This is a genomic window from Delftia sp. JD2 (genome assembly GCF_001682645.1).
GTDB lineage: Bacteria > Pseudomonadota > Gammaproteobacteria > Burkholderiales > Burkholderiaceae_C > Comamonas > Comamonas acidovorans.
In genome coordinates, this window is sequence record NZ_LFJT01000005.1 from 74,940 (window position 1) to 95,717 (window position 20,778).

Annotated in this window: 20 protein-coding genes; 10 read left to right on the plus strand and 10 right to left on the minus strand. The window is 68.0% G+C overall.

Translation table 11 applies throughout. The features are described 5' to 3' along the window. Window positions 1-184 precede the first annotated feature (184 nt). The 4 genes from ACM14_RS04310 to ACM14_RS04325 all read left to right on the plus strand — a co-directional run bounded on the left by ACM14_RS04310 (window position 185) and on the right by ACM14_RS04325 (window position 3,174). On the plus strand, window positions 185-958 hold the full coding sequence (locus ACM14_RS04310) for a ferredoxin--NADP reductase (protein ID WP_065345448.1): 774 nt from the start codon (window positions 185-187) through the stop codon (window positions 956-958). Window positions 959-1,002: 44 nt separating this feature from the next. Beyond that, window positions 1,003-1,809 carry an IclR family transcriptional regulator gene (locus ACM14_RS04315; protein WP_012202206.1) on the plus strand — a complete coding sequence of 269 codons (807 nt, stop codon included), beginning with the start codon at window positions 1,003-1,005 and terminating at the stop codon, window positions 1,807-1,809. 133 nt (window positions 1,810-1,942) lie between these two features. Next, the gene (locus tag ACM14_RS04320; protein ID WP_012202205.1) at window positions 1,943-2,716 is read left to right on the plus strand and encodes an SDR family oxidoreductase; all 774 of its coding nucleotides are present in this window, start codon (window positions 1,943-1,945) and stop codon (window positions 2,714-2,716) included. 119 nt (window positions 2,717-2,835) lie between these two features. After that, window positions 2,836-3,174, plus strand: a complete 339-nt coding sequence (locus tag ACM14_RS04325) for a BrnA antitoxin family protein (RefSeq protein ID WP_052155364.1) — start codon at window positions 2,836-2,838, stop codon at window positions 3,172-3,174. 40 nt (window positions 3,175-3,214) lie between these two features. Here the strand turns inward: ACM14_RS04325 and ACM14_RS04330 are convergent, their stop codons facing one another. From ACM14_RS04330 to ACM14_RS04375, 10 genes are all read right to left on the minus strand, one after another. Then, window positions 3,215-4,390 (minus strand): ABC transporter substrate-binding protein, encoded by a 1,176-nt coding sequence (locus ACM14_RS04330; protein WP_012202203.1) that lies wholly within the window; start codon window positions 4,388-4,390, stop codon window positions 3,215-3,217. A 177-nt stretch (window positions 4,391-4,567) separates the two neighbouring features. Beyond that, entirely contained in the window at window positions 4,568-5,275 is a 708-nt protein-coding gene (locus ACM14_RS04335; protein WP_043823207.1) for an ABC transporter ATP-binding protein, read from the minus strand. Further along, entirely contained in the window at window positions 5,262-6,026 is a 765-nt protein-coding gene (locus ACM14_RS04340; RefSeq protein WP_013800137.1) for an ABC transporter ATP-binding protein, read from the minus strand. The genes ACM14_RS04335 and ACM14_RS04340 overlap by 14 nt, the downstream gene beginning before the upstream one ends. Beyond that, window positions 6,013-6,987, minus strand: coding sequence for a branched-chain amino acid ABC transporter permease (locus ACM14_RS04345; protein WP_012202200.1), 975 nt, complete (start codon window positions 6,985-6,987; stop codon window positions 6,013-6,015). The genes ACM14_RS04340 and ACM14_RS04345 overlap by 14 nt, the downstream gene beginning before the upstream one ends. After that, window positions 6,988-7,851, minus strand: coding sequence for a branched-chain amino acid ABC transporter permease (locus tag ACM14_RS04350; RefSeq protein ID WP_012202199.1), 864 nt, complete (start codon window positions 7,849-7,851; stop codon window positions 6,988-6,990). Between the two features lie 236 nt (window positions 7,852-8,087). Continuing rightward, window positions 8,088-9,026, minus strand: a complete 939-nt coding sequence (locus tag ACM14_RS04355) for a LysR family transcriptional regulator (RefSeq protein ID WP_043780296.1) — start codon at window positions 9,024-9,026, stop codon at window positions 8,088-8,090. A gap of 124 nt (window positions 9,027-9,150) precedes the next feature. Beyond that, a complete protein-coding gene (locus ACM14_RS04360) occupies window positions 9,151-10,137 on the minus strand; it encodes a YihY/virulence factor BrkB family protein (protein ID WP_013800134.1) in 987 nt (328 codons plus the stop codon). A gap of 70 nt (window positions 10,138-10,207) precedes the next feature. Further along, window positions 10,208-11,773 (minus strand): galactarate dehydratase, encoded by a 1,566-nt coding sequence (gene garD, locus ACM14_RS04365; protein ID WP_065345449.1) that lies wholly within the window; start codon window positions 11,771-11,773, stop codon window positions 10,208-10,210. Window positions 11,774-11,933: 160 nt separating this feature from the next. Further along, window positions 11,934-12,932, minus strand: coding sequence for a tripartite tricarboxylate transporter substrate binding protein (locus tag ACM14_RS04370; protein WP_063327751.1), 999 nt, complete (start codon window positions 12,930-12,932; stop codon window positions 11,934-11,936). 50 nt (window positions 12,933-12,982) lie between these two features. Next, window positions 12,983-14,299 carry a glucarate dehydratase family protein gene (locus ACM14_RS04375; RefSeq protein WP_065345450.1) on the minus strand — a complete coding sequence of 439 codons (1,317 nt, stop codon included), beginning with the start codon at window positions 14,297-14,299 and terminating at the stop codon, window positions 12,983-12,985. A gap of 94 nt (window positions 14,300-14,393) precedes the next feature. Between ACM14_RS04375 and ACM14_RS04380 the strand changes: the two genes are divergently transcribed. From ACM14_RS04380 to ACM14_RS04405, 6 genes are all read left to right on the plus strand, one after another. After that, the gene (locus ACM14_RS04380; RefSeq protein WP_224986218.1) at window positions 14,394-15,170 is read left to right on the plus strand and encodes a FadR/GntR family transcriptional regulator; all 777 of its coding nucleotides are present in this window, start codon (window positions 14,394-14,396) and stop codon (window positions 15,168-15,170) included. A 148-nt stretch (window positions 15,171-15,318) separates the two neighbouring features. After that, window positions 15,319-16,296 carry a tripartite tricarboxylate transporter substrate binding protein gene (locus ACM14_RS04385; RefSeq protein WP_013800130.1) on the plus strand — a complete coding sequence of 326 codons (978 nt, stop codon included), beginning with the start codon at window positions 15,319-15,321 and terminating at the stop codon, window positions 16,294-16,296. A 46-nt stretch (window positions 16,297-16,342) separates the two neighbouring features. Continuing rightward, window positions 16,343-17,254: a 5-dehydro-4-deoxyglucarate dehydratase gene (gene kdgD / locus ACM14_RS04390; RefSeq protein WP_012202190.1), complete on the plus strand. Its 912-nt coding sequence runs from the start codon at window positions 16,343-16,345 to the stop codon at window positions 17,252-17,254. 59 nt (window positions 17,255-17,313) lie between these two features. Then, window positions 17,314-18,273: a tripartite tricarboxylate transporter substrate binding protein gene (locus ACM14_RS04395; RefSeq protein WP_065345451.1), complete on the plus strand. Its 960-nt coding sequence runs from the start codon at window positions 17,314-17,316 to the stop codon at window positions 18,271-18,273. Window positions 18,274-18,378: 105 nt separating this feature from the next. Continuing rightward, window positions 18,379-19,365 (plus strand): 2-hydroxyacid dehydrogenase, encoded by a 987-nt coding sequence (locus ACM14_RS04400; protein ID WP_065345452.1) that lies wholly within the window; start codon window positions 18,379-18,381, stop codon window positions 19,363-19,365. 44 nt (window positions 19,366-19,409) lie between these two features. After that, complete coding sequence (locus ACM14_RS04405) at window positions 19,410-20,747, plus strand: enolase C-terminal domain-like protein (RefSeq protein WP_065345453.1); 1,338 nt, start codon at window positions 19,410-19,412, stop codon at window positions 20,745-20,747. Window positions 20,748-20,778: the final 31 nt, after the last annotated feature.

Below are 20,778 nucleotides of genomic sequence, written 5' to 3' on the forward strand. Positions count from 1 at the left end.
CTTTTGACGCCATTTACCGGACAATAGCGACCTTGCCCCGGTCACCGGCCGCCACGAAGCAGCGGCAACGCGCACACCGCGCCTGCTCCCTGTGCTTCCCGCCACCGCGTGCCTGAATGGCACTGACCTCTCATTGCAACGTCCCGGCGGGCACTGCCTGCCCCGAATTCACCGTATTGCCAACATGAGTGCTTTTCTTGAAGAACGCGTGCTGTCCGTCCACCACTGGACCGACCGCCTTTTCTCCTTCACCACCACCCGTGACACCGCGCTGCGCTTTTCCAACGGCCATTTCACGATGATCGGGCTGAAGGTCGACGGCAAGAACCTGCTGCGTGCCTACTCCATCGCCAGCCCCAACTACGAGGAGCACCTCGAGTTCCTGTCGATCAAGGTGCCCGACGGTCCACTGACCTCGCGCCTGCAGAACATCCAGGTCGGCGACACCATCCTCGTCGGCAAGAAGCCCACGGGCACGCTGCTGATCGACTACCTGCTGCCCGGCAAGAACCTGTACCTGATCGGCACCGGCACGGGCCTGGCCCCCTGGCTGGCCGTGGCCCGCGACCCCGAGACCTACGAGCGCTACGAGAAGGTCGTCGTCGTGCACGGCGTGCGCCACGCCAGCGAGCTGGCCTACCAGGACCTGTTCGAGAAGGAACTGCCCGAGCATGAATTCCTCGGCGAGATCGTCAAGGACAAGCTGGTCTACTACCCCACCGTGACGCGCGAGCCCTTCCGCAACCAGGGCCGCATCTCCAACCAGATCACGGCAGGCACCTTCCCGCAGAACATCGGCCTGCCCGAGCTCAACCCCGAGACCGACCGCGTCATGCTGTGCGGCAGCCCCGCCATGCTGAACGAACTCAAGGAGCTGCTGGAGCACCGCGGCTTCAAGGAAGGCAACACCACCACGCCCGGCGACTTCGTGGTCGAGCGCGCCTTCGTCGAGAAGTAAAGCCCACGACACCCCGTGGCGGGGCGGCTGCCCATAATCGGCGCATGCCGCCCTCCCGCACCCCGCCGCCCCAGCCCGGCGACGATGACCGCAACTTCATCGTCGCCCTGGCGCGCGGCCTTGATGTCCTGTCCTGCTTTCGCTCCGGCGAAAAGCTGCTAGGCAACCAGGACATCGCCAGGCGCTGCGGACTGCCCAGGTCCACGGTTTCGCGCCTCACGCACACGCTGACCACGCTGGGCTACCTCATCCACGTGCCCGAAGAGGGCAAATACCGCCTGGGCACAGCCACGCTGGCCCTGGGCAGCGCCATGCTCTCGCGCCTGGACGTGCGCCAGATCGCGCGCCCGCTGATGCAAAAGCTGGCCGCCACCACCGATGCCGAGGTGGCCCTGGCCGCACGCGACCGGCACAACATGGTCTACATCGAGCACTGCCCCAGCGCGCGCTTCACGCACCGCGACCTGGACATGGGCTCGCGCATCCCCCTGGCCACCACGGCCGTGGGCCGCGCCTGGCTGGCCGCCAGCCCCGCATCCGAGCGCCAGCGCGCGCTGGACTACCTGCAATCGCACGCCCCCGAGCAATGGGCCGCCGCCCAGGCGCAGTTGCCGCTGTGGCCCGGCGCCAGCACCCATCCGCAACCCTGGCTGTCGTGCTCGTTCGGCGACTGGCAGCCCGAGGTCAACGCCATCGCCCTGGCCTTCTCGCCGGGGCGTGGCCTGCCGCTGATGGCCGTCAGCCTGGGCGGGCCCTCGCGCTTTGTCACGGCCGATGCGCTGCGCCAGGACGGCGTGCCCGCGCTGCAGCGCATGGTGCGGCGGCTGCAGCAGGACATAGACCGCGCCTGACCGCAGACCGGGCCTGGCCGGTTGTCCCGCAGGCGCCCGCACAGTAGCCAAGACGACAGCGCGCGCCGCCCTGGCGCCCTAGCATGGAGGGCGTTGCTCAACCATCAGGAAACCAAGGCAGGAGACACCCAGCATGAGCGTGAAAGCACTGTTCAACCTCACCGGCAAGACCGCCCTCATCACCGGAGGCTCGCGCGGCCTGGGCCTGCAGATGGCCGAGGCGCTGGGCGAGATGGGCGCCCGCCTCGCCATCACGGCGCGCAAGTCCGACGAACTGGCCGAAGCCAAGGCCCACCTGCAAGGCCTGGGCTACCAGGTCGAGACCTTCACCAACGACCTGCAGAAGTTCGACACCATCCCCGCCCTGGTCGATGACGTGCTGACGCGCTGCGGCGACATCGACATCCTCGTCAACAACGCCGGCGCCACCTGGGGCGCCAAGGCCGAGGAATACCCGGACGAGGCCTGGAACAAGGTCATGAACCTCAACGTCTCCGCGCCCTTCTTCCTCACCCGCGAAGTGGCCAGGCGCGTGATGATCCCCAAGGGCCAGGGCAACGTGATCATCACGGCCTCGGTCGCGGCCTTCAAGGGCACGCCGCCCGGCATGAACACCGTGGCCTACAACACCTCCAAGGCGGCCGCCGTGCACCTGGCGCGCACCCTGGCCTCGGAATGGGGCCACTACGGCATCCGCGTCAACTCCATCTGCCCGGGCTTCTTCCCCAGCAAGCTGGCCAACGGCCTCATCGACAAGCTCGGCGACCAGCTCATCGCCCGCGCCCCGCTGCGCCGCATCGGCGGCGAGGAGGACCTCAAGGGCGCCGTGGTCTACCTGGCGTCCGATGCGTCGCGGCACATGACGGGGCAGGCGTTGGTGCTGGATGGTGGAGCGAGCTTGTTGTAAGGCGCATCGCGCTGACCACAGAGGAGCGCCGAGGCGCTCCTTTTTGTTTCAATAAAAGCCTTTGTATGCCAAGGCCGAGCAAACAAACTCCTGCCCAAGGACATCCGAAGGAGTTGACCATGGTGAAGTCCCTGAAGGCCCTGCAGGCCATGGACACGGAAAAGCTGGCCCAGGCCATCGAGGCCGACGCGGGCGAGGCGGTTCCCGGCCTGCGTCAGGCGCTGCAAGAGGCCAAGGCAGGCCAGTTTGCCGCCGTGCACACGCCCGAGCAGATTGCCGCGCGCAAACGGGGCCGCCCGCAAGGCTCGGTCAAGGCAGATGCCAAGATCGCCACCAACATCCGCTTCGACCCCGACGTACTGCAAGCGCTCAAGGCCACCGGCCAGGGCTGGCAAACACGCGTCAACGAATTGCTGCGCGCGGACATCGAATCCGGGCGCCTCAAGCGCAGCCTCTGAGGCGCGGCCGGACACGAAGGCACGGCCGCGCTCAATAGCTTTACCTGCTCCCCACCGTCATCACCGCCTCAATCTTGCCGTCGCGCACAGCGGCACCGCGTTCCGTGGTCAGGGTGCCGCCGCGCTCATCCACGCCCTTGACGCCGCCGGGGTTCACGTCGGGACGCAGGGATTTGTAGGCCTCGTCGAGCTTGGCGTGGATGGCCTTGGTGTCCGAGGCCGAGCCGGCCAGCTGCATGGCCTTGACGGTGGCGTGCACGGCCGTGTAGTTCCACTGCGCCTCCGAGCCCGGGATGCGGCCGGGGTAGACCTTGCCGAAGCGTTCGACGAAGGCCTTGTTCTCGGGCTTGGTGTCCTCGGACACGGGCATGACGCCAATGGCGCCTTCCAGCGGCGCATAGCCGCCGACCACGCGGGCCATTTCGTCGAGCTTGGCCTGGTCCATGACCACGAAGCCGCCCTTGAAGCCCAGCTCGCGCGCCTGCTTGACGACCAGGGCCGTGGGCTCGGAGGCACCGCCCACGAAGAGCACGTCGGGCTTCTCGGCCAGGGCCTTGCTCACGCCGCTGTAGAAATCGGTGGCGCGGTTGTAGCTCATGGCGTTCTCGGCCACCACGGTGCCCCCCAGCTTTTCCCAGCCGGGCTTGAAGGCGGCGACCCAGGCCTTGGCGTAGTCGTGGTCGGCGCCGACCAGGGCCACCTTCTTGCCGAAGCGGCCCATCACGTATTTAGAGAACGGGTCGATGTACGAGGTGAACTCGGGCGGGATGCGCAGGGTCAGCTTGTTGCCCCGGTTGGTGATCTGCGGCACCGAGCTGTAGGCCAGCACGATGAAGTTGCTGCGCTCGTTGGTGGTCTGCAGCGCGAAGATGCCGCCCGAATGCGGCACCAGGATGGCCGCCGTCTTGTGCTGCTGCACCAGGCGCTGGGCGTTGATCGCGGTCTCGGACGGGTTGTACTTGTCGTCCAGCGGCACGATCTCGATCTTGACCTTCTTGCCACCGATCTCGGGAGCTGCGGCATTGATCTCGGAGACGGCCATCTGCATGCCGTCGAGCACGTTCTTGCCGTACTGGGCAGCGCCGCCCGACAGCGGGCCCGAGTAGCCGATCTTGACCACCTCCTGCGCCAGCGCGGGGCCGGCAGCGGCCACGGCGGCGCAGGCCAGGGCCAGCGTGCCCACCCTGCGGCGGGTCAATGGTGCGAATGCTGTCATGTCTGTCTCCTTGGATAGTGAAGAACGAATCGCTGCTGACGCAACGCATAAATCCGGCGCAGCCCAGACCAGGGACGCCGAGCAAGGGCCGCCCCGCAGCGAGGGCGTCGTCCCCCTCCCTCGCGAAGCGAGAGAGAGGGGGAAGCCGCGCAGCGGCTCAGGGGGTGCAGTGTCATGTCATGCACCGATGTAGGCTTTTCGGATGGAGTCGTCAGCCAGCAGCTCGGCCGGCTTGCCCTCGCGCACGATGCGGCCGCTTTCCATCACATAGGCGCGGTGCGCGATCTTCAGCGCCGCATAGGCGTTCTGCTCGGCCAGCAGCACGGTGGTGCCAGCGGCGTTGATGCGCTGGATGGCCTCGAACATCTGCTTGATGACCAGGGGCGCCAGGCCCAGCGAGGGCTCGTCCAGCAGCAGGGCCTGGGGCCGGCCCATCATGGCGCGGCCGATGGCCACCATCTGCTGCTGGCCGCCCGACAGCGAGCCGGCCGGGTCGTGCTGCTTCTCGCGCAGGATGGGAAACAGCTCCATCACCTCCTGCAGCGTCTTCTGGCTGGGACCGGGGTCGCGGCGGTGCACATAGGCGCCCAGCTGCAGGTTGCGCAGCACCGACATCTGGGGAAACAGCTTGCGCCCTTCGGGGCACTGCACCACGCCGGACTGCACGATGGCCGATGGCTTGCTGCCGGCCAGCTCCTTGCCATTCCAGACGATGGAGCCGCCTGCGGCCTTGTGGATGCCGCTGGCCGTGAGGAACAGCGAACTCTTGCCCGCGCCGTTGGCGCCCAGCAGCACCACCAGCTCGCCCCGGTCGGCATGCAGGCTGACCCCGTCCAGCGCCAGGAAGCTGCCGTAGCGCAGCGACACGTTCTCAAACTTCAGCATGCTCGCTCCCCAGGTAGGCATCGATGACGGCGGGGTTGCGGCGTATTTCCTCGGGCGTGCCCTCGGCGATCTTCTCGCCGTAACTGAGCACCAGGATCTTGTCGGCCAGGCTCATGATCATGCCCATCTTGTGCTCGATCAGCGCCACCGTGATGCCGTGGCGCACCAGCTTGCGGATCAGCTCGGCCAGGCCCTCGGTCTCCTCGGGGTTGACGCCGCCAGCGGGCTCGTCGAGCAGCATCAGCTTCGGGTCGGTGGCCAGGGCCAGCGCGAAGGCCACGCGCTTGCGCTCCTCCTGCGTGATGTCGCCCGCAATGCGGCCGGCCACATGCGACAGGCCCACGAAGTCCAGCGCGTCGCGCGCCTTTTCGCGGCACACGCGCTCTTCCTCGCGCAGGCGGCTGGAGCCGCGCAGCACGTCCCACAGGCCTGAGCGCGTGCGCAGCCGGTGGCCCACGATGAGGTTGTCCAGCACCGTGGCGCGGTCGAACAGCGCCGTGGTCTGGAAGGTGCGCGCCACGCCCAGTTTCGCCACCTGGTCGGTGCGCAGCGAGGTCACGTCCTGGCCGTTGAAGGTGATGGTGCCCGAGGTGGGCTTGTGCACGCAGCTGATCAGGTTGAAGAACGTGGTCTTGCCCGCGCCGTTGGGGCCGATGATGGCGTTGATGCGGCCTTCCTCGATCACGGTGCTGACATCGTTGACGGCGGCCAGCCCGCCGAAGGTCTTGGTCAGGTGGTCAATCTTGAGCATGCGGCTTGCCCTCCTTGGCATTGCGGCGCGCGCGCCATGCGGTGAAGCTGCCCACCACGCCGTAGGGCATGAAGATCACCAGCATCACGAGAATCGGGCCGAAGACGATGAAGCGGTACTCCTGCAGGAACTGCAGGTACTGCGTGATCCAGGGCATGCCGATGGCGCCCAGCAGCGGCCCCAGCACCGTGCCCATGCCGCCGACCATGGCGAAGATCATCATGTCGAAGGTATGGTGCACGCCGGCCATGTCGGGACCGATGAAGCGCACGAAGCCGGCGTACAGGCCGCCGGCCACGCCCGCGTAGACCACGCTCAGCATGAAGGCCAGCACCTTGTTGCGCATGAGGTTGATGCCCAGCGCCTCGGCCAATTCGTCGCTGTTGCGGATGGCCATGAAGGTGCGGCCCAGCAGCGACCGGACGATGCGCCGCATCACCCAGACCGAGGCCACGAGGAAGGCCAGCACCAGGTAGTACAGCGCCAGCGGCGACTCGAAGCTCAGCGCGCCCAGGGCCTCGGGCGCGGGGATGCCCATGATGCCCACGGTGCCGTGGGTCAGGCCCTCCCACTTCTCGATCACGAGGAACATGATGTAGCCCACGCACAGCGTGAAGATCGAGAAGTAATGCCCCTTCAGGCGCAGCGAGACGATGCCGATCAGGTAGCCCAGCACCGCGCACACCACGCCCGACATCACCAGCCCGCCCCAGAACGGCCAGCCATGGTCCACCGTGAGGATGCCCACGGTATAGGCGCCCGCGGCCATGAAGCCCGCATGCGCGAGGTTGAGCTGGCCCGTGTAGCCCGTGATCAGGTTCAGGCCCAGCGTGGCGATGGCGAAGATGTAGGCCGTGCTCATCACCGTGAGGTGGTAGTCATTGCCCGCCAGCCAGGGGAAGGCGATGCCGGCGGCCAGCAGCAGGCCCCAGGCAACGCGGGAGTCGATGAATCCGTTCATTCAATGACTCCTCTTGGCGAACAGGCCCTGCGGGCGCAGCGACAGGATCACCACCAGCAGCACGAAGGCGATGATGTCCTTGTAGTCGGTGGAGATGTAGTAGGCGCCGAAGCTCTCGGCAAAGCCGATGATCAGTCCGCCCAGCACGGCGCCCGGGATGCTGCCCATGCCGCCCAGGATGATGATCACGAAGGCCTTGGTGATGACCAGGTGGCCCATGGCCGGATAGACCAGGTTGATGGGCGCATACAGCGTGGCCGCCACGGCCGCGAGCACGCCCGAGATGGCAAAGGTCAGCATGGATACGCGGTTGGCATCGATGCCCACCATCGATGCGCCTTCGCGGTTCTGCGCCATGGCGATGATGGTCGCGCCCGTGATGGTGCGCGTCAGGAACAGGTGCAGGGCCACCATCAGCGCAAAGGCCGCGCCGATGATCAGCAGGCGCTGCGCGGGCGCCGTGATGCCGCCCATCTCCACGATGGAGGTGTAGGGCGTGGGCATGCGCTGGAAGTCCGCGCCCCACAGCGCCTGGGCGCCCGCCTCCAGGAACAGCAGCAGCCCGATGGAGGCGATCTTGGGATGCAGGGGCGAGGCCTTGCGCAGCGGATGGAAGATCAGCCGCTCGCTGACGATGCCCAGCACCGCCACCGCGACGGCTGCGGTCAGCATGGCCGCCCAGTAGCCCCAGCTCCAGGCCACCATGGCCTGGAAGGCCACGAAGGCGCCGATCATGTAGAAGCCGCCGTGCGCGAAATTGGGCACGTGCAGGATGCCGTAGACCAGGGTCAGGCCCAGGGCCACCAGGCCGTAGATGCCGCCCAGGGTCAGGCCGTTGAGCACTTGCTGCAGAAAAACGTCCATTCAACGCCTCCTGCGGAAAGGCGCGGCTCGGCGCCCGGCCAGGGTCTGTGCTTGCATTGTCTTGTCTCCTTTGCATGGCCGGCCGGCGCGGCGCGACAACGCATGCGGCAGACAGGCAAGGCCAGCTTAGGAGGGGGGCGGCGCCACGATCAACCCGAAGATTCCGCACAGCGGAATTCACCTGGGAAACCCCGAGACCCTCAGGGCCCCGCCAGTAACCTAGATGACAGCCGCGCTCAGATGGACAGGGCCGGCAAGTTGGCGGGCAGGCCCTGCATGGAGCGCTGCGTGTGCTCGGCCACGAAGTCCAGGAAGCTGCGCACGCGCGCCGGCATGAACTTGCGCGTGGGCAAGGTGGCGTAGAGGGTGAAATGGCCCGTGGTCCATTCGGGCAGCACATGGCGCAGCCGGCCCGAACGCAGGTGGCGCGCGATCAGGTCCAGCGGCTGGGTGCTGATGCCCGCGCCGTCCAGCGTGGCACGCAGCAGCGTGCCGGTGTGGTTGGCCACCAGCACGGGCTGCACGGCCACCTCGGCCTCGCCCGCGTTGCCATCGAGCCGGCGCAGGCGCAGCACGTCGGAGCGGCCCTGGGCGCGGCGGCGCAGCAGGCACTGGTGGCCCGCCAGATCCTCGGGCACGGCGGGCACGCCATGGGCGTCCAGGTACTCGGGCGAGGCGCAGGCCAGGCCGCAGGTGGTAACGATGGGCCGCGCCACCACGTTGCCGTCATAGCCCTCCTCGGCGTTGAGGAAGGTGATGTCGTACTCGCCCACGGCGGCCTCGCTGGCCGACTCCACGAAGACCTCGATGCAGATGCGCGGATGCAGGCGGTGGAAGTCCGCCACCAGCGGCGCCAGCACATGCTCGGCAAACACGGGCGGCGTGAGCACGCGCACGGCGCCCGACAGCTCCAGCGTGTGCGCCTGCGCCAAGCTGAAGGCATCCTCCACATCGGCCAGGATGCCGCGCACGCGCTCCAGATAGGCCTCGCCGGCCTCGGTCAGCGACACGCTGCGCGTGGTGCGCTGCAGCAGCCGCGTGCCCAGGTGCTGCTCCAGGTCGGCCACCAGGCGCGTGACCGTGGGCACGGACATGTCCAGGCGACGCGCCGCCGCCGAAAACCCGGCCTCGTCGGCCACGGTCTGAAACACCCGCATGGTCTGCAATCGGTCCATGTTGTCCTTGGCCCCGGGCCTCGGTGCCCGGGGACTTTCGCTGCATTGTTCCACTCCCAAACGCCCTGCGCCGCGGCTTTGCGGGCCGCGGCGCAGGCGTTCATCTTCGTCGAAATGCAGCCGCTCAGCCCTTGCCGTCCGAAGTGTCCCTGGCCTGCGCTGGACCGGCGGGCGGCGCCCAGCGGATGGGGTGGGTGAAGCGCACCTCGGCGTCGCTGAAGGCCTTGGCCGTGGCGGCCGACAGCAGCAGGATGGCCGACGAGAAATAGATCCACATCAACAGCACCACCAGCGAACCCGCCGCGCCATAGGCCGAGACCACGGCCGCCGTGGACAGATACCAGGCCAGGGCCTGCTTGCCCAGCGTGAACAGCAGGGCGCCGACGATGGCGCCGAAGATCAGATAGCGCAGCCGGGGCTTGGGGCCGCTGCCGATGCGCATCAGCCCCACAAAGAGCAGCACGGCAATGCCGAAGGACACGCATTCGTTGATCAGGCTGATCAGCGGCCCCAGCGGCTGAATCTGCAGCTTGGTGCCGGCCCAGTTGGTGATCAGCTGGATGGCCGTGGACAGGGCCATGGACACCAGCAGCAAGAAGCCCAGCGCCAGCACATAGGTCAGGCCGCGCAGCCGCAGCGCGGCCATGCGCCACCACACGGCCTTGGGCGGCGGTGGCTCGCCGTTCGAGGTCCAGAGCTTTTCCAGCGCGGACTGCAGCTCCACGAACACACCCGTGGCGCCCGACATCAGCAGGATGAAGCCGAACAGCGAGGCCAGCCGCCCCTCGTCGGGCCGCTGGGCGCTTTCCAGCGCGCCGCGCACCACCTGGGCGCCGCGCTCGCCGATCACGTCCTGCACCTGGTCGATCAACTGGTGTTCCACATAGCTGCGGTCCACCCACCAGCCCAGCAGGCCGACCAGCAGCAGCAGCAGCGGCGCCAGGCTCAGGATGCCGTAGAAGGACATGGCGGCGCTCATGCGCAGGCCATCGGCGTCCAGCCACAGCTGAACGGCATTCCACATGGCGCGCAGCGGGTTCAGCTCCATCAGGCGCTGCAGGCGTGCGGACCAGGACGAGGCGGGGGGAGTTTCCGGGGTATCTGAGGGCATGGGCCCCATTGTGCGCAGCGGCGCACCAGCGCCCTGTCAGCCTGTGCCGACAGGGGCCTGTGCGCGCGGCTCAGGTCACGGGCGCTGGATTGAACAGCACCAGGGCGTTGTGCAGCTTCCACTGCTCGGCCCAGGTCTTCTTGCGGCCGCTGGCCACGTCCAGCATCAGGCGGAACATCTCCCAGCCCACGTCCTCGATGCTGGCCTGGCCTTCGGCGATGCGGCCCGCGTTCACGTCCATCAGGTCATGCCAGCGCCGCGCCAGGTCGCTGCGCGTGGCCACCTTGATCACGGGCACCTGGGCCAGGCCGTAGGGCGTGCCCCGGCCCGTGGTGAACACATGCAGGTTCATGCCGGCGGCCAGCTGCAGCGTGCCGCAGATGAAGTCGCTGGCCGGCGTGGCCGCATAGACCAGGCCGCTTTGGATGCCCCGGTCGGCCAGCCGCTGGCCCGGCGACAGCACGCCGGTGATGGGCGCCGTGCCGCTCTTGATGATGGAGCCCATGGCCTTCTCGACAATGTTGGACAGGCCGCCCTTCTTGTTGCCCGGCGTGGTGTTGGCGCTGCGGTCCACGCGGCCCTTGTCCAGGTAGGCGTCGTACCAGGCCATCTCCTCGATCATGGCTTCGGCCACCTCGGGGCTGGAGGCGCGCGAGGTCAGCTGGTCGATGCCGTCGCGCACCTCGGTCACCTCGCTGAACATCACCGTGGCGCCTGCGCGCACCAGCAAATCGGTGCAAAAGCCCACGGCCGGATTGGCCGTGACGCCGCTGAACGCATCGCTGCCGCCGCACTGCACGCCCACCACCAGGGCGCTGGCCGGCACGGTCTCGCGCCGGCGCGCGTTCAGCCGCTCCAGATGCACCCTGGCGCTGCCCATGATGGAGTCCACCATGGACATAAAGCCCACATGCGCCTCGTCCTGCAGGCAGACCACGTCCAGCGCGGGTTCTCGCTCATCGACGATGGGAAACGAGCCCGGCGGCAGCAGCCGCTCGGGCTGCAGCTTCTCGCAGCCCAGGCTCACCACCATCACCTCGCCGCCGAAATTCGGGTTGTGGCTGATGTTGCGCAGCGTGCGCTGCGGAATCTCGGCGCCCACGGCATCGATGGCCACGCCGCAGCCATAGCTGTGCTCCAGGCCCACCACATCGTCCACATTCGGATAGCGCGGCAGCAGCTCGGCCTTGATGCGGCCCACCGCGAAATCCAGCACCCCGGCCACGCACTGCACCGTGGTGGTGATGGCCAGGATATTGCGCGTGCCCACCGTGCCATCGGCATTGCGGTAGCCCTCGAAGGTGTAGCCCGTCAGCGGCGGCAGCTCGGGCGGCTGCACCGTGGCGATCGGCAACCCCTCAAGAGACAGCGCCCCCGGCATGCGCAGCAGCCGCTCATGCACCCAGCTGCCCGCAGCAATGGCCTGCAGCGCATAGCCGATCACCACGTTGTAGCGGCGCACCTCGCCGCCCTCGGCAATATCCACCAGCGCCACCTTGTGCGCCTGCGGCACCTTGTCGACCAGCACCAGCCCCCCGGGCATCACCGTGCCCGCAGGCAAACCCCCGTCATTGGCCACGATGGCCACGTTGTCGGCCGGATGCATGCGGATGGAAAGAGGAAGTGGGGTACTCATGGCAATGTCTCAATTTTCTAGGGGCCTGTCGCAATCGGAGTGCAGCCCTCGCAACCGTCACGTCCCAACTCAGGAACGCCGAGCAAGAGCCGCCTCGCGGCGACGGCGTTGTCCCCCTCCGCGAAGCGAGAAGGGGGAAGGCGCGAAGCGCCTCAGGGGGTCACTCTGCTTTTATTCCAGCAGCCTTGATCACCTTCCCCCACTTGACCACCTCGGCCTTCTGGTACTCGCCCAGCTCGGCCGGCGTCATCTGCGAGGGCAGCATGCCGAAGTTCTTCAGGCGCGCCTGCACCTCGGGCGTGGCGACGATCTTCATGATCTCCGCATGCAGCCGGTCCACGATGGGCTTGGGCGTGCCTGCGGGCGCGAACACGGCCTGCCACGATCCCATGTCGAAGCCCTTCTCGCCCGCCTCGGCGATGGTGGGCACATCGGGCAGCGACTCCAGGCGCCGCGAGCTGGTCACGGCAATGGGGCGCAGCTTGCCGGCCTGCACATGGGGGCCGACGACCAGGGCGGTGTCGAACATCATGTCCACCTGGCCGCCGATCACGTCCTGCACGGCCGGGCCGCTGCCCTTGTAGGGCACGTGGGTGAACTTCACGCCCGTCTGGTAGCCCAGCAGCTCCAGCGCCATGTGGTTGGAGGTGCCGCTGCCCGGCGAGGCCGAGGTCAGTCCGCCCGCCGCTGCCTTGGCCTTGCTGGCGGCCAGCACGTCAGCCAGCGTCTTGTAGGGGCTGGAGGCCGGCACAACCAGCACCAGCGGGCCCGAGCCCAGCATGGCCACCGGTGTGAAGGACTTGACCGGGTCGTAGTCCAGCTTGGCGTACAGGCTCACATTGATGGCGTGCGAGCTGATGGTGCCGCCCAGGATGGTGTAGCCATCGGCCGGTGCGCGCGCCGCAATGGCCGAGCCCACGCTGCCGCCCGCGCCGCCCTTGTTCTCGATCACCACGGGCGTGCCCAGGGCCTTGCTCAGCGGCTGGGCGATCACGCGCGCCAGCGTATCGGTATTGCCGCCAGGCGGGAACGGCACCAGGTAGGTGATGGGCTTGCCCGTGGGCCAGTTGCCCTGCGCGGCGGCGGGCATGGCGGCCAGGGCCGTGCCCAGCAGCAGGGCGCTGGCGAGGGAATGTTGGATGAGTGTGCGGCGTTGCATGGTGCTTGTCTCCGGGAAGGGCTTGTCGTTGGAATGGTGTGAAAGCGGGTTCAGAAGCGCGGCTGGTGGCCGGTGAACGCGGGGTCGTACTTGCGCATCTGCCCCAGGTCGTCGCGGTTGCGGATGCCGCAGTGCAGGTAGTTGTCGTGCAGGCGGGCCAGGGCCTCGCGGTCCAGCCGCACACCCAGGCCGGGCGCCGTGGGCACGCGCAGGCTGCCCTGCTCGAACTGCAGCCGGCCGCCCTCGACGACTTCCTCGTCCTGCCAGGGGTAGTGCGTGTCGCAGGCATAGGTCAGCAGGGGCACGCTGGCGCACAGGTGCGTCATGGCCACCAGGCTGATGCCCAGGTGCGAGTTGCTGTGCATGGACAGGCCCAGGTCGAAGGTGCGGCACAGCGTGGACAGGCGCTGCGTGGCGCGCAGCCCGCCCCAGTAATGGTGGTCACTGAGCACGATCTTCACGGGGCAGCCCATCTCGGCATTGCGGCGGAACTCGGCAAAGTCCGTCACCACCATGTTGGTGGCCAGCGGCACATCGCACTCGCGTGCCACGGCGGCCATGCCGTCCAGGCCGGGCGCCGGGTCCTCGTAGTACTCGAGCACGCCCTGCAGCTGCTGCACGATCTTCAGGCTGGTCTCCACCGTCCAGTTGCCATTGGGATCGATGCGCAGCGGCGTGCCTGGAAAGGCCTCGGCCAGCGCCAGGATGCCGGCCGCCTCCTGCTCGGGCGGCAGCGTGCCGGCCTTGAGCTTGATGCTCTGGAAACCGTACTGCGCAATCATGCGCCGCGCCTGCTCCACCAGCTGCTGCGGCGCCAGGGCCTCGCCCCAGGCGTCGGGCGAAGAATCTGGCCCATAGGGCCTGTCGATGTGCTCTGCGTACTTGTAGAACAGGTAGGCCGAGAACGGCACGCTGTCGCGCGCGGCGCCGCCCAGCAGATCCACGATGGGGGCGCCCGCCATCTGGCCCTGCAGGTCCAGCATGGCGACCTCGAAGGCGCTGACGACCTTGGCCACCGTCTTGGACACATGCGTGCCCGGCGCCAGCGACACCTGCTGGCCCAGGAATTCGGAAGCCGTCAGCGCAGGCGGCGCCACCAGGGCCGCGACGCGGGCCTCCATCTCGTTGAGCGCCCAGGGCGACAGCCCCACCAGCGCGGGCGCGGTCTTGGCCAGCGCATCGAGCATGGGCTGGTCGCCATAGCTTTCGTTGATGCCGACCAGGCCCGAGGCCGTCTCGATCTCGATGATGGAACGCAGCGCCCAGGGCTCGTGGATGCCGGCCGCATTGAGCAGCGGCGGATCGCGGAAGGCAATGGGCGTGATGCGTATGTGGCGGATCGCGTGGGTCGCGTGGGTGGTGCTCATCTGGAATGCGGGTTCAGGAGGATCAAAAAAACTCGATGGCGTGGACGTCTTGTGATACGTTGTCGTACAACTTGGAGCGATTATGATCAGCACCATGGAAAGTTCGGCAAAGGGATTTCCCGCATCACCCCCAACGATCGAGCTTCCCCTGCGAGGAAAGTCCGGTCGCAGCGGCCGCAATCTGGCCGCCCTGCTGTTCGACGAGTTCGCGAGCAAGATCCGCAACGGCCTGCTGGCCGAAGGCGAGAAGCTGCCCACGGAGTCGTCGCTGGTGCAGACCTACGAAGTCAGCCGCACCGTGGTGCGCGAGGCGCTGTCGCGCCTGCAGGCCTCGGGCCTGGTGGAGACGCGCCACGGCATAGGCACCTTCGTGCGCGCCGCCCAGCCCGCATCCACGCTGATGCTCAATGCCGACGAGCTGACGGCCGCCGTGGACGTGATGGCCGTGCTGGAGCTGCGCATCAGCCTGGAGACCGAAAGCGCCGGCCTGGCCGCGCTGCGCCGCAGCCCCGAGCAGCTGCAGGGCATACGCATGGCGCTGCAGGCCTTCGAGATCGCCTTTGCGCGCGGCGAGGACACGGTGGCCCATGACCTGGCCTTCCACACCCAGATCGCCGAGGCCACGGGCAACCGCTACTTCGGCGACATCCTGCGGCACTTCGGCGCCCAGCTGATTCCGCGCACGCGCATCGCCTCCATCCACCAGCCCCAGCGCGACCCCGACTACCTGCGCCGCGTCAACCGCGAGCATGAGGAAATCCTCGCCGCCATCGAGCGCCAGGATGCCGACTCGGCCCGCGCGGCCATGCGCATCCACCTGACCAACAGCCGCGAACGCCTGCGCCTGGCGCAAAAGACCAGCGCCGCCTGAGTGCTCCCATGGGCCTTTCGGGGCCGATGGCGTTGTCACGGGAATTCAGACAACCAAGGGAAAACCCTTTATCACTGCTTGCAGATCTCGGTTAAAAATCGGCTTCAGTTGTACGACAACTGACAACATAAAACCCGGAGACAAGAGCATGACCCTGAGCCGAAAGCAGTTCCTGCGCGCCGCTGGCGCCACCGCCCTCGTAGCCACCGGCGCCGGTGCGCTGGCCCAGAGCAACTGGCCCACGCGGCCGCTGCGCCTGGTGGTGCCCTACCCGCCGGGCGGCAGCTCGGACATCATCGCGCGCGCCATCGGCCCGCTGCTGTCGGCAGAACTCAAGCAGCCCGTGGTCATCGAGAACAAGCCCGGCGCCAACGGCAACCTGGGTGCCGACATGGTGGCCAAGGCCCAGCCCGACGGCCACACGCTGATGCTGTGCGACCTGGGTGCGCTGGCCATCTCGCCCTCGCTCTACACCAAGCTGTCCTTCGACCTGTCCCGGGACCTGCGCGGCACGGCCATGCTGGCCTACTCGCCCCACCTGCTGGTGGTCCATCCTTCGGTGCCGGCCAACAACCTGCAGGAGCTGGTGGCCCTGTCCAAGAAGGAAGACCTGAGCTTTGCCGTCACCGCCACGGGCAGCGCCCCGCACCTGGCCGGCGTGGAACTGGCGCGCGCCACGGGCGCCCGCTGGGAATACGTGCCCTACAAGGGCGGCGTGCAGTCCATCCAGGACACGGTGGCAGGCCAGACCCAGGTGCTGATGAACGGCATGCTGGCCACCTATCCCCATGTGCAAAGCGGCAAGCTCAAGCTGCTGGGCCTGTCCAAGGGCACGCGCATGCCGCTGGCCGCCAACGTACCCACCATCGCCGAGCAGGGCGTGCCCGGCTTCGAGACCGGCACCTGGCAAGGCGTGGTCGTTCCCGCCAAGACGCCCGAGGCCGTGGTCCAGCGCCTGCATGAGGCCCTGATCACCGCCATCCGCTCGCCCGAGGTGCGCGCCCGCCTCACGGGCCAGGGCGCCGAGGTCGTGACCATGAACCCCGCCGAGACCGCGCGCTTCCTGACCACCGAGCGCCAGCGCTGGCAAAAAGTGGTTCAAACAGCCGGTTTGAAGCTCGACTGATTCCACCCTTTTTTCTTTCTTCCCCACCCTTATTCCCGAGAGCACCATGACCCCCCAAGACCTCAAAGACGTGATGAGTTCCGGCCTGCTGTCCTTCCCCGTGACGGACTTCGACAGCAACGGCAACTTCAATGCCAAGGGCTATGCGGCCCGCCTCGAATGGCTGGCCCCCTACGGCGCCAGCGCACTGTTCGCGGCCGGCGGCACGGGCGAGTACTTCTCGCTGTACGGCGAGGAATACGGCCAGATCATCAAGACCGCCGTGGACACCTGCCGCGGCAAGGTGCCCATCATCGCGGGCGCCGGCGGCCCCACGCGCACGGCGATTGCCCATGCCCAGGAAGCGGAGCGCCTGGGCGCCCACGGCGTCCTGCTGCTGCCCCACTACCTGACCGAAGCCGGCCAGGAAGGCCTGATCGCCCATGTGGAGCAGGTCTGCAAGAGCGTGAAGTTCGGCGTCATCGTCTACAACCGCGACCGCACCCGCTTCACGCCCGAATCGCTGGCCATCCTGGCCGAGCGCTGCCCCAACCTGGTGGGCTTCAAGGACGGCATGGGCAACATCGAGACCATGTCCGCCATCTTCATGAAGATGGGCGACCGCTTCGCCTACCTGGGCGGCCTGCCCACGGCCGAGGTCTATGCGGCAGCCTACAAGGCCCTGGGCACGCCGGTGTACTCCTCGGCCGTCTTCAACTTCATCCCCAAGACGGCGATGGCGTTCTACGAAGCCGTGCGCACCGACGACATGGCCACGCAGCACAAGCTGCTCAAGGAATTCTTCATGCCCTACCTGAAGATCCGCAACCGCGTCGAAGGCTACGGCGTGAGCATCATCAAGGCCGGCGCCAAGCTGGTCGGCCACGACGCAGGCCCCGTGCGCGCCCCGCTGACGGACCTCAAGCCCTCCGAGCTGGAAGAGCTCAAGGCCCTGATCGACAAGCTCGGCCCGCAATAAGCCACAGGACCGGACGCAGGGGCCAGTCCGGCCCTTGCGCCCCCCCAGGAGACAAGAACATGAAGAAGATTCTGATCACGCTGGGTGCCGCACTGGCCCTCACGGCGCAGGCGGCCGGCAGCTTTCCGGACAAGGCCGTCAACATCATCGTGCCCTTCCCGGCCGGAGGCTCCACCGACACCGTGGCGCGCGCCATGGCCCTGAGCATGGGCGAGCAGCTGGGCAAGCCCTTCGTGGTGGAAAACCGACCGGGCGCCACGGGCACCATCGGCGCGGGCGCCGTCAAGCGCGCACCGGCCGATGGCTACACGCTGCTGGTGGCCTCGCTGGGCCCCTTCGTGGTCACGCCGCACTTGGTCAAGAACGTGCCCTATGACGCAGGCAAGGACTTCGACTACATCACCATCCCCGTGCAGGCGCCCAACGTGCTCGTGGCCAGCCCCGCGCAGAAGGCCCGCACCGTGGCCGAGGTCATCGCCGCGCTCAAGGCCAACCCCGGCAAGATCAGTTTCGCGAGTTCGGGCAACGGCTCATCGGACCATCTGTCGGCCGAGCTGTTCTGGCAGCAAAGCGGCACCGAAGGCATGCATGTGCCCTACAAGGGCGGCGCCCCGGCCATCACCGACCTGATCGGCGGCCAGGTGGACTTCTCGTTCCAGAACGTCAACGCCGTGCTGCCCCATCTGCGCAGCGGCAAGCTGCATGCGATCGCCGTGACCGGCAGCCAGCGCTCGCCCGTGCTGCCCGATGTGCCCACGCTGGCCGAGGCCGGCGTCAAGGGCGCCGAGGTCTACTCCTGGCAAGGCCTGGCCGCGCCCAAGGGACTGCCCGCCGATGTGAAGGCCAAGCTGGCCAAGGCCGCCATCGCCTCCGTGCAGCAGCCCGAGATCCGCAAGCGCTTCGTGGAGCAGGGCCTGGAGATCGTGGGCAACACGCCCGAGGAATTCACGCGCTACCAGGCCCAGGAGTCGGAGCGCTGGAAGCAGCTGATCCAGACCCGAAAAATCACCGCTGATTGAGCTAGAAACAACGGGCCGGCCCCAGGGCCGTTCCCGCTGGCCTGCGCACCGCAGGCCCTTTTCACCGGGGCTTCCAGCCCCCGCAAGTTCCAAGGATTCCAAGGCATGGCGACCTCCCGTCCACGCGTTCTCCAGTTCGGCAAGATGCCGCTGCCCCAGCTCGATGCCGAACTGGCCCAGGCCTATGAGGTGACGCTGCTGTCCGAGCAGCCCGACCGCGAGCGCTTTCTCGCCGAGCACGGCGCGCAGTTCGAATACCTGGTCACCTCGGCCGCCATGGGCGTGCCCGCGAGCGTGGTGCAGGCCCTGCCCAGGCTGCGCTTTGTGAGCAGCTTCGGCGTGGGCTTTGACGCGCTGGACCGCGAGTACCTGCTGCGCCAGGGCGTCCGCGTGGGCTACACGCCCGGCGTGCTGGACGACTGCGTGGCCGACATGGCCTTTGCCCTGCTGCTGGATGCGGCGCGTGGCCTGAGCGAGTCCGACCGCTTCGTGCGCCGGGGCGACTGGAGCCGAGGCCGCTTCGGCATCCGCACGCGTGCCAGCGGCAAGCGCCTGGGCATCTTCGGCATGGGCCGCATCGGCTCCACCGTGGCGCGCCGCGCGGCCGGCTTCGACATGGAGGTGGCCTATCACAACCGCCGCCCGGTCGAGGGATCGACCCACCTCTACCAGCCCTCGCTGCTCGAACTCGCACGCTGGGCCGACTTCCTCGTCATCACGGCCGCAGGCGGCGACGGCACGCAGCACCTGGTCAACGCCGAGGTGCTGGACGCGCTGGGCCCGCAGGGCTTTCTGATCAACGTGGCGCGCGGCAGCGTGGTCGACGAGGCCGCACTGGTCCAGGCCCTGCAGCAGGGCCGCATCGCAGGCGCGGGCCTGGATGTGTTCGAGGACGAGCCCCGCCCCCATGCCGAGCTGCTGTCGCAGGACAACGTGGTGATTGCGCCCCACATCGCCAGCGGCACGCATGAAACCCGCCGCGCCATGGCCGACCTCGTGCTGCGCAACCTGGCGCAGTTCATCGCCACGGGCCGGCCCGAGGCCGAGGTGCCGTGGTCCGCCGCACAGCAGGCGGGCACCGCCGCCGCATAGCCGTTTTTTCCCAGAGACCGATCCAAACGATCCAAGAGCACGCCATGTCCTCCACCCCGACCATCACCGAGATCGAAGTCATTCCCGTCGCCGGCCGCGACGGCATGCTCATGAACCTCAGCGGCGCGCATGCGCCCTACTTCACGCGCAACATCGTGCTCGTGCACGACAGCGCGGGCCATACCGGTGTGGGCGAAGTGCCTGGCGGCGAAGGCATACGCCAGGCGCTGGAGGACAGCAAGGCGCTGCTCATCGGCCAGTCCGTGGGCAACCACCTCAAGCTGCTGCAGAACCTGCAGCAGGCCCTGGCCGGGCGCGACACGGGTGGGCGCGGCCTGCAGACCTTCGATCTGCGCATTGCCGTGCATGCCGTCACCGCCGTGGAATCGGCCCTGCTGGACCTGCTGGGCCAGCACCTGGGCGTGCCCGTGGCAGCCCTGCTGGGCGAAGGCCAGCAGCGCGACCGCGTGGAGATGCTGGGCTACCTGTTCTTCACCGGCCCCACCGACAAGACCGACCTGCCCTACGTCCAACCAGGCGAAGACCAAAGCGGCAGCGACGACTGGACGCAGGTGCGCCACATGACCGCCATGGACCCGGCCGCCATCGTGCGCCAGGCCGAGGCGGCGCACGCGCGCTACGGCTTCAACGACTTCAAGCTCAAGGGCGGCGTGCTGGCCGGCGAGCAGGAGGTGGAGGCCGTCACCGCGCTGGCCAGGCGCTTTCCGCAGGCGCGCGTCACGCTGGACCCCAACGGCGGCTGGCTGCTCAAGGACGCCATCCGCCTCATGCGCGACATGCACGGCGTGCTCGCCTATGCCGAAGACCCCTGCGGCGCCGAGAACGGCTTCTCGGGCCGCGAAGTCATGGCCGAATTCCGCCGCGCCACCGGCCTGCCCACGGCCACCAACATGATCGCCACCGACTGGCGCCAGATGGTGCATGCGCTGTCGCTGCAGTCCGTGGACATCCCCCTGGCCGACCCGCATTTCTGGACCATGGCCGGCTCCGTGCGCGTGGGCCAGACCTGCCGCGACTGGGGCCTGACCTGGGGCTCGCACTCCAACAACCACTTCGACATCTCGCTGGCCATGTTCACCCACGTGGCCGCCGCCGTGCCCGGCAAGGTCACGGCCATCGACACGCACTGGATCTGGCAGGACGGCCAGTACCTCACCCAGAACCCGCTGCAGATCAAGGGCGGCTTCGTCGAGGTGCCCAAGACCCCGGGCCTGGGCGTCACCGTGGACCGCGCCGCGCTGCAGCGCGCCAAGGCCCTGTACCTGGAGCACGGCCTGGGCGCGCGCAATGACGCCATGGCCATGCAGTACCTGATTCCCGGCTGGACCTTCGACAACAAGCGCCCCTGCATGGTCCGCTGACCCCTTCCTTGCGTTACCCCTTTCCCGGAGC